The organism is Agromyces solani (assembly GCF_058349925.1).
In genome coordinates this window covers 105,548-112,756 of sequence record NZ_JBYRER010000001.1, presented here as the reverse complement: position 1 = coordinate 112,756, position 7,209 = coordinate 105,548, and the positions used below count along the sequence as shown (strand labels likewise).

The following is a 7,209-nucleotide window of genomic DNA, read 5'->3' as shown; positions in this document are numbered from 1 at the left end:
CCGACCGTCTCTCGACCGGCCGGCGCGCGCCCAGCCGCAGCCGCCCCTGCGCGAGCAGGATGCCGAGCAGCACGAGCACCGCCCCGAGCGGCTCGTGCCAGCTGAACCGCTCGCCGAGCAGCAGCATCCCGAGCGCCACGCCGACGACCGGCGTCACGTACGTCACCGTCGACGTGCCGGTGGGCCCCCACGCGCGCAGCACGTTGATGTTCCAGATGTAGGCGAGGCCGGTGCCGAGCACGCCGAGCGCGGCGAGCGAGAGGCCGACCGCCCAGTCGAGCTCGATCGGCCCGACCGCGAGCCACGGCGTGAGCGCGAGCATCACGACCGCCGACACCCCGATCGAGAGGAACGCGAACGTCGCCGGCGCGATCGGCCGGTGACTCAGGAACTTGCGCTGGTACGCGAACGTGAACCCGTAGCAGGCGGTCGCGACGAGGCAGGCGAGCTGGCCCGCGAGGCTGCCGGTGAGCGCCTGGTACTGCCACGGGCCGATCACGACGACCACGCCGAGGATGCCGACTCCGACGCCGACCCACTTGCTGAGCCCGAGCCGCTCGACGCGGAAGACGAGCGTCGCCATGAGCGCCGTCATGATCGGCGTCGTCGCGTTGTAGATCGAGGCGAGGCTCGACGACACGTACTGCTCGGCCCAGGCGAAGCAGAGGTACGGGATCACGCACGTCGTGAACGACACCACGAGGAAGTGCACCCACACGATCGGCTCGCGCGGCAGCACCGGCCCGGGCGTGCCGTCGACGGCCGGCACCCTGGGGCGCGTGATCGCGACGATGACGCCGAGCGCGAGGGCGCCGAGCAGCACCCGCGACCACGCGATCTGCCCGAACGAGACCCCCTCGAGGGCGACCTTCATGAACAGGAAGCTGGCACCCCAGACGAGCCCCATCGCGAGGAACTGCAGCCACGTCGACAGGCGCTTCGGCTTGGGCGACGGGGATGCCTCGGCGGCGGTTTCGACGGACTCGGCGGTGCTCACCCGTCGAGGCTACGGCGGCCCGCAGGCCGCCGGAACCGCTCGCGGACTCGCTGTCCGGAATCCGCCGAAGAACGGCAGGCCCGAGGCATCCCGCGCCCCTCGTCACCGGGCGCGCACGGGCATAGGCTGGCGCCCATGAGCGAATACGACGTCGTCCTGCTCGGTGCCGGCCCCGGCGGCTACGTGGCCGCGATCCGCGCCGCGCAACTCGGCCTGAAGGTGGCCGTCATCGAAGAGAAGTACTGGGGCGGGGTGTGCCTCAACGTGGGCTGCATCCCCTCGAAGGCGCTGCTGCGCAACGCCGAGCTCGCGCACATCTTCCACGACCAGGCCGCGACGTTCGGCATCTCGGGTGACGTGCACTTCGACTTCGGCGCCGCGTTCGACCGCAGCCGCCAGGTCTCCGAGAAGCACGTCAAGGGCGTGCACTTCCTGATGAAGAAGAACGGCATCACCGAGATCGACGGCCGCGGGGTCTTCACCGGGCCGAACACGATCGACGTGACGAAGGCCGACGGGTCGGTCGAGACGGTGTCGTTCCGCAACGCGATCATCGCGACGGGCTCGCGGGTGCGCCTGCTGCCGGGCGTGCAGCTCTCGCAGAACGTCGTCACCTACGAGACGCAGATCCTCACGCGCGAGCTCCCCCGCTCGATCGCGATCGTCGGCGCGGGCGCCATCGGCATGGAGTTCGCGTACGTGCTGCGCAACTACGGCGTGCAGGTCACCGTCATCGAGTTCCTCGACCGCGCGCTGCCGAACGAAGACGTCGAGGTCTCGAAGGAGATCACGAGGCAGTACCGCAACCTCGGCATCCCGATCCTCGCGTCGACGAAGGTCGAGAGCGTCGTCGACGACGGGTCGTCGGTCACCGTCTCGTACACCGGCGCCGACGGGCAGCCGGGGTCGCTCGAGGCCGACAAGGCGCTCATCTCGGTCGGCTTCGCCCCGAACGTCGACGGCATCGGGCTCGAGGCCGCGGGCGTGCAGCTCACCGAGCGCGGCGCCATCGCGATCGACGAGCGCATGCGCACGAACGTGCCGCACATCTACGCGATCGGCGACGTCACCGCGAAGCTCATGCTCGCCCACGTCGCCGAGGCGCAGGGCGTCGTCGCGGCCGAGACGATCGGCGACGCCGAGACGATGGAACTCGGCGACTACCGCATGATGCCCCGCGCGACCTTCTGCTCGCCCCAGGTCGCGAGCTTCGGCCTCACCGAGCAGCAGGCCCGCGACGAGGGCTACGACGTGGTCGTCGCGAAGTTCCCGTTCTCGGCGAACGGCAAGGCGAACGGCCTCGGCGACCCCGTCGGCTTCGTGAAGCTCGTCGCCGACAGTCAGCACTACGAACTGCTCGGCGGCCACCTCATCGGCCCCGACGTCTCCGAACTGCTGCCCGAGCTCACCCTCGCCCAGAAGTGGGACCTCGGGGCCCTCGAACTCGCCCGCAACGTGCACACCCACCCGACCCTGTCGGAGGCGCTGCAGGAGGCGTTCCACGGCCTCGTCGGCCACATGATCAACATGTAGAAGCCTCCGCCGGTCGAGTAGCGCCGCGCGGAGCGCGACGCGTATCGAGACCCCGGAACCGCGAAGCGAAAGGCACTCCCATGAACTGGGTCATCATCATCGTCGGCGCACTGCTCACCCTCACCGGCGGTGTCTGGCTGCTCCAGGGGCTCGGCCTGATGGCCGGTTCCGTCATGACCGGGGCGACGATGTGGACGATCATCGGCGCCCTGGTGGCCGCGGTCGGCCTCGGCCTCATCGGCTGGGCGGTCGCGCGCCTGCGCCGCCCGCGCTCCTGACCGGCTCGCCGGCAGCGAAGCGGGCGGATGCCTCGGCATGGGCCGAGGCATCCGCCCGATCGGATTCGACGCGACCGGGCAGGCGGGCGAGGTCGTGTCGAGTGATGCCCGGCGGCGGGACTCGACCCCGCCGCCGGAACCCTAGTGCTGCGTCGCCTTCTCGGCGCCGACGCCCGTGAGCGAGCGAACCTCCATCTCGCTCTGCTTGAGCGGGTCCTCGGTGCCCTTGTCGAGCACGGTGCCGAGCCAGCCGAGGAAGAACGCGAGCGGGATCGAGACGATGCCGGGGTTCGACAGCGGGAAGAACGCGAAGTCGATCGCCTCGGTCTTCAGCATCGACGTCTCGGAGCCCGAGACGACCGGCGAGAAGATGATGAGGATGATCGCCGACGCAAGGCCGCCGTACATGCTCCACAGGGCGCCCTTCGTGGTGAAGCGCTTCCAGTAGAGCGAGTAGACGATCGTCGGCAGGTTCGCCGACGCGGCCACCGCGAACGCGAGGGCGACGAGGAACGCGACGTTCTGCCCGTTCGCCCCGATGCCGCCGATGATCGCGACGATGCCGATGATGACGACCGTGCGGCGGGCGACCTTGACCTCGGCGCCCGGCTCGGGCTTGCCCTTCTTCACGACCGACGCGTAGATGTCGTGCGCGAACGATGCGGCCGCCGTGATCGTGAGGCCGGCGACGACCGCGAGGATCGTCGCGAACGCGATCGCCGAGATGAGGCCGAGCAGCAGCGGTCCGCCGAGCTCGAACGCGAGCAGCGGGGCCGCCGAGTTCGGGCCGCCGGGTGCGCCGGCGATGACCGTCGGGCCGACGAGGGCCGCGGCGCCGTAGCCGAGCACGAGCGTGAACACGTAGAAGATGCCGATGAGCCAGATCGCCCAGACGACCGACTTGCGGGCCTCCTTCGCGGTCGGCACCGTGTAGAAGCGCATGAGCACGTGCGGCAGCGCCGCGGTGCCGAGCACGAGGGCGAGGCCGAGCGAGAGGAAGTCGATCTTCGAGACATCCGAGACGCCGTACTTGAGGCCCGGGTCGAGGATCGCCGGGTTCTCGGCCACCTCGACCGCGTTCTCGAGGAGGTTCGAGAAGTCGAAGCCGTAGAGCGCGAGCACCCACACCGTCATGACGCCGGCGCCCGCGATGAGCAGCACCGCCTTGATGATCTGCACCCAGGTGGTGCCCTTCATGCCGCCGATGAGGACGTACAGGATCATGAGCGCGCCGACGACCGTGATGACGACGGCCTGGCCGAGCTGGTCGCCCACGCCGAGCAGCAGCGAGACGAGTCCGCCGGCGCCGGCCATCTGGGCGAGCAGGTAGAAGAAGCAGACGACGAGGGTCGTGGTCGCCGCGGCGATGCGCACGGGCTTCTGCTTCAGCCGGAACGAGAGCACGTCGGCCATCGTGAACTTGCCCGTGTTGCGGAGCAGTTCGGCGACGAGTAGCAGCGCGACGAGCCATGCCACGAGGAAGCCGATCGAGTAGAGGAACCCGTCGTAGCCGGTCATCGCGATGGCGCCGACGATGCCGAGGAACGACGCCGCCGAGAGGTAGTCGCCCGCGATCGCCGAGCCGTTCTGCCCGCCCGTGAACGAGCGGCCGGCCGCGTAGTAGTCGGCCGCGGTCTTGTTGTTGCGGCTCGCGCGGAACACGATGACCATCGTGATCGCGACGAACGCGCCGAAGATCGCGATGTTGAGCCAGGGCTCGCCCGGCGATGCGGCGGGCGCGGCCTCGGCCGCGACGCCGGTCGAGACGGATGCCGCGGCGGACGCCGTGAGTGCGGTGAAGCTCATCGTGCCGTCTCCTCGGCCTCGGGCGCGAACTGCGCCTGCTCGATCTCGTCGCGCAGCGCCTCGGCGCGCGGGTCGAGCCTGCGGTTGGCGTAGCTGACGTACCAGGTCGTGACCGCGAAGGTCGTGACGACCTGCGCGAGGCCGAGCAGCATCGCGATGTTCACGTGACCGAACACCGGCGTCGACATGAAGTCGTGCGCGTAGCTCGCGAGCAGCACGTAGCCGAAGTACCAGACGAGGCACGCGCCGAGCACCGGGAAGACGAACTTCCGGTGGGTCGAGCGCAGCTCTTGGAACTCCGGGGATCGTTGGACTGCGGGGTAGTCGACGGGTGGGGCCGTCTCCTGCTCCGCGCTCAGGGCGTCGTTGCCCATGGCGTCTCCTTCATCGGGGGTTCGTGTTCTCAGGAGGTCGACGGGCGGACGCCCGCCGTTGGGTGGTGCCGTGGCCGAGTCTCGTCGTGCGGGCGTTCGGCGTGGGGCCTGCGCCGCTCGTCGTCGACGAACGGCACCGACGGTGCGACGAACGGCGGGGATGCCGCCACCGGGCGCACGACGGGGCGATTACGCTGGCGTGCATGCCCGAGTCGATGCTGCTCGCCGCCGCCGTCGGTGTGGCCGCGGGTGCGCTCGCGGTCGGGCTGGTGATCTTCCTGCGGCGCATCGTGCTCACCTCGAAGGAGCTCGGCACCGACGCCGAGCAGGCGACGTACCAGACCCTGCATCTCGCCTCACGGGCGGCCGAGCACCTGCGCGGCGGGCTCGAGGGGCCCGATGCGCAGCGTGCGGGCAAGCACCTGCGCGCCCTGCTCGGCTGCGACAGCCTCGCCCTCGCCGACCGCACCGGCGCGATCGCGATCGACGGCGACGACGCCGTGCGCCCGGTCGCCGAGCGGCTCGTCGCCGAGGCCCTCGCCGGCGGGCGAACGACCGTGCAGCGGCGGATCCCCGTCGGCGCATGGGAGACCGACGCGGTCGTCGCTCCGGTCGTCGGCGGCGCCGGCCCGGTCGGGGCGATCGTCGCGTTCGCCTCGCCCGTGCGGGCCGGCCTCGTGCGCGCGACCGGCGAGGTCGCGGACTGGGTCGCGGCCCAGGTCGAACTGGGCGAACTGGATGCCTCGCGGGCGGCCCTCGCGGAGGCCGAGGTGAAGGCGCTGCGCGCCCAGATCAGCCCGCACTTCATCTACAACTCGCTCAACGCGATCGCCTCGTTCATCAACACCGACCCGCAGAAGGCCCGCGAGCTCGTCCTCGAGTTCGCCGACTTCACGAGGTACTCGTTCCGCCGGCACGGCGACTTCACGACGGTCGCGGAGGAGCTCCGCTCGATCGACGGCTACCTCAAGCTCGAGCGGGCGCGGTTCGGCGACCGGCTGCGGGTCACGCTGCAGATCGCGCCCGAGGTGCTCTCGACGGTCGTGCCGTTCCTCTCGATCCAGCCGCTCGTCGAGAACGCGGTGCGGCACGGGCTCGAGTCGAAGGAGGGCGGGGGGCGCATCACGATCGAGGCCTCCGACTCGGGCGCCTACGCCGAGATCACGGTCGAGGACGACGGCGTCGGCATGGACCCCGACCGGCTCGCGGCGGTGCTCGCGGGGGGACCCGCCGACGGCGAGCACGTGGGGCTGCGCAACGTCGACGCCCGGCTGCGACAGGTCTACGGCGACGAGCACGGACTCGTCGTCGAGACGAACGTCGGCGCCGGCACGCTCGTGCGCATGCGGGTGCCGAAGGCCGGCCCGCGGCGGGATGGGAGGATCGCAACATGATCTCCGTGCTCATCGCCGACGACGAGCAGCCCGCGATCGACGAGCTCGCGTTCCTGCTCCGGCAGGACCCGCGCATCGGCACCATCCACCAGGCCTCCTCGGGCTCCGAGGCGATCCGGCTGCTCGCGCGCGAGCCGGTCGACGCCGCGTTCCTCGACATCCACATGCCGGGGCTCACGGGGTTCGACCTCGCCCGGGCGCTCGGCCGGTTCGAGCAGCGGCCCGTACTCGTGTTCGTCACCGCCGACGAGGAGGGCGCGCTCGAGGCGTTCGACCTCGAGGCCGTCGACTACCTGCTGAAGCCCGTGCGCACCGAGCGCCTGCACCGGTCGGTCGGCCGAGTGGTCGAGGCCATCACCGCGGCCGGCACCCGTGGCGCGGGCCGCGCCGCGCCCGAGGCATCCGCCCCGCCCGAGATGATCGCCGTGACGCTCGGCGGCACGACGCGCATGATCCGCCGCGACGAGGTGCGCTACGTGCAGGCGCAGGGCGACTACGCCAGGCTGCACACCGAGGAGGCGAGCTACCTCGTGCGGGTGCCGATGGCCGACCTCGAACGGCAGTGGGCCGACGCCGGCTTCGTGCGCGTGCACCGCTCGTACCTCGTCGCCCTCGCGCACGTGAGCCGGGTGCGGCTCGGCGCCGACCACCCGAGCGTGACGGTCGGCCAGGCCGAGCTGCCGGTGAGCCGCCGGCTGCTGCCTGGGCTGCGCGAACGGCTCGAGCAGGCGACCCTGCGGGCGCGCGGGTCGTAGTGGGGAGTGGTCCCCATCGAGCCCGCACCACCGGTCGCATAGGCTGAACGTCATTGTCGTCGCAGGGGGGAG

7 protein-coding genes are annotated in these 7,209 nt (G+C 71.1%); 4 read left to right on the top strand and 3 right to left on the bottom strand.

What is annotated here, in order from left to right; translation table 11 throughout:
• The coding region (locus AC3RJ7_RS00560; RefSeq protein WP_491455202.1) for a DMT family transporter at positions 1-907 on the bottom strand (907 nt) is incomplete at its 3' end.
• 225 nt (positions 908-1,132) lie between these two features.
• On the opposite strand from AC3RJ7_RS00560, the gene lpdA reads away from it, so the two are divergent.
• The gene (lpdA, locus tag AC3RJ7_RS00555; protein WP_491453911.1) at positions 1,133-2,530 is read left to right on the top strand and encodes a dihydrolipoyl dehydrogenase; all 1,398 of its coding nucleotides are present in this window, start codon (positions 1,133-1,135) and stop codon (positions 2,528-2,530) included.
• 80 nt (positions 2,531-2,610) lie between these two features.
• Positions 2,611-2,808, top strand: coding sequence for a hypothetical protein (locus tag AC3RJ7_RS00550; protein ID WP_491453910.1), 198 nt, complete (start codon positions 2,611-2,613; stop codon positions 2,806-2,808).
• 141 nt (positions 2,809-2,949) lie between these two features.
• On the opposite strand, the gene AC3RJ7_RS00545 is transcribed toward AC3RJ7_RS00550, so the two are convergent.
• The gene (locus tag AC3RJ7_RS00545; RefSeq protein ID WP_491453909.1) at positions 2,950-4,614 is read right to left on the bottom strand and encodes a monocarboxylic acid transporter; all 1,665 of its coding nucleotides are present in this window, start codon (positions 4,612-4,614) and stop codon (positions 2,950-2,952) included.
• Complete coding sequence (locus AC3RJ7_RS00540) at positions 4,611-4,988, bottom strand: DUF485 domain-containing protein (RefSeq protein WP_491453908.1); 378 nt, start codon at positions 4,986-4,988, stop codon at positions 4,611-4,613. Before AC3RJ7_RS00540 ends, AC3RJ7_RS00545 begins: the two co-directional genes overlap by 4 nt.
• A 203-nt stretch (positions 4,989-5,191) precedes the next feature.
• On the opposite strand from AC3RJ7_RS00540, the gene AC3RJ7_RS00535 reads away from it, so the two are divergent.
• Together AC3RJ7_RS00535 and AC3RJ7_RS00530 are read left to right on the top strand one after the other, a co-directional pair.
• Positions 5,192-6,382, top strand: coding sequence for a sensor histidine kinase (locus AC3RJ7_RS00535; RefSeq protein ID WP_491453907.1), 1,191 nt, complete (start codon positions 5,192-5,194; stop codon positions 6,380-6,382).
• A complete protein-coding gene (locus tag AC3RJ7_RS00530) occupies positions 6,379-7,137 on the top strand; it encodes a LytR/AlgR family response regulator transcription factor (RefSeq protein WP_491453906.1) in 759 nt (252 codons plus the stop codon). Before AC3RJ7_RS00535 ends, AC3RJ7_RS00530 begins: the two co-directional genes overlap by 4 nt.
• Positions 7,138-7,209: the final 72 nt, after the last annotated feature.

What these genes read in the sequence shown, in the direction of transcription:
- AC3RJ7_RS00545 (WP_491453909.1), bottom strand. Translation starts at nt 4,614, where the DNA reads ATGAGCTTCACCGCACTCACGGCGTCCGCCGCGGCATCCGTCTCGACC.
- lpdA (WP_491453911.1), top strand. Translation starts at nt 1,133, where the DNA reads ATGAGCGAATACGACGTCGTCCTGCTCGGTGCCGGCCCCGGCGGCTAC.
- AC3RJ7_RS00530 (WP_491453906.1), top strand. Translation starts at nt 6,379, where the DNA reads ATGATCTCCGTGCTCATCGCCGACGACGAGCAGCCCGCGATCGACGAG.
- AC3RJ7_RS00535 (WP_491453907.1), top strand. Translation starts at nt 5,192, where the DNA reads ATGCCCGAGTCGATGCTGCTCGCCGCCGCCGTCGGTGTGGCCGCGGGT.
- AC3RJ7_RS00540 (WP_491453908.1), bottom strand. Translation starts at nt 4,988, where the DNA reads ATGGGCAACGACGCCCTGAGCGCGGAGCAGGAGACGGCCCCACCCGTC.
- AC3RJ7_RS00550 (WP_491453910.1), top strand. Translation starts at nt 2,611, where the DNA reads ATGAACTGGGTCATCATCATCGTCGGCGCACTGCTCACCCTCACCGGC.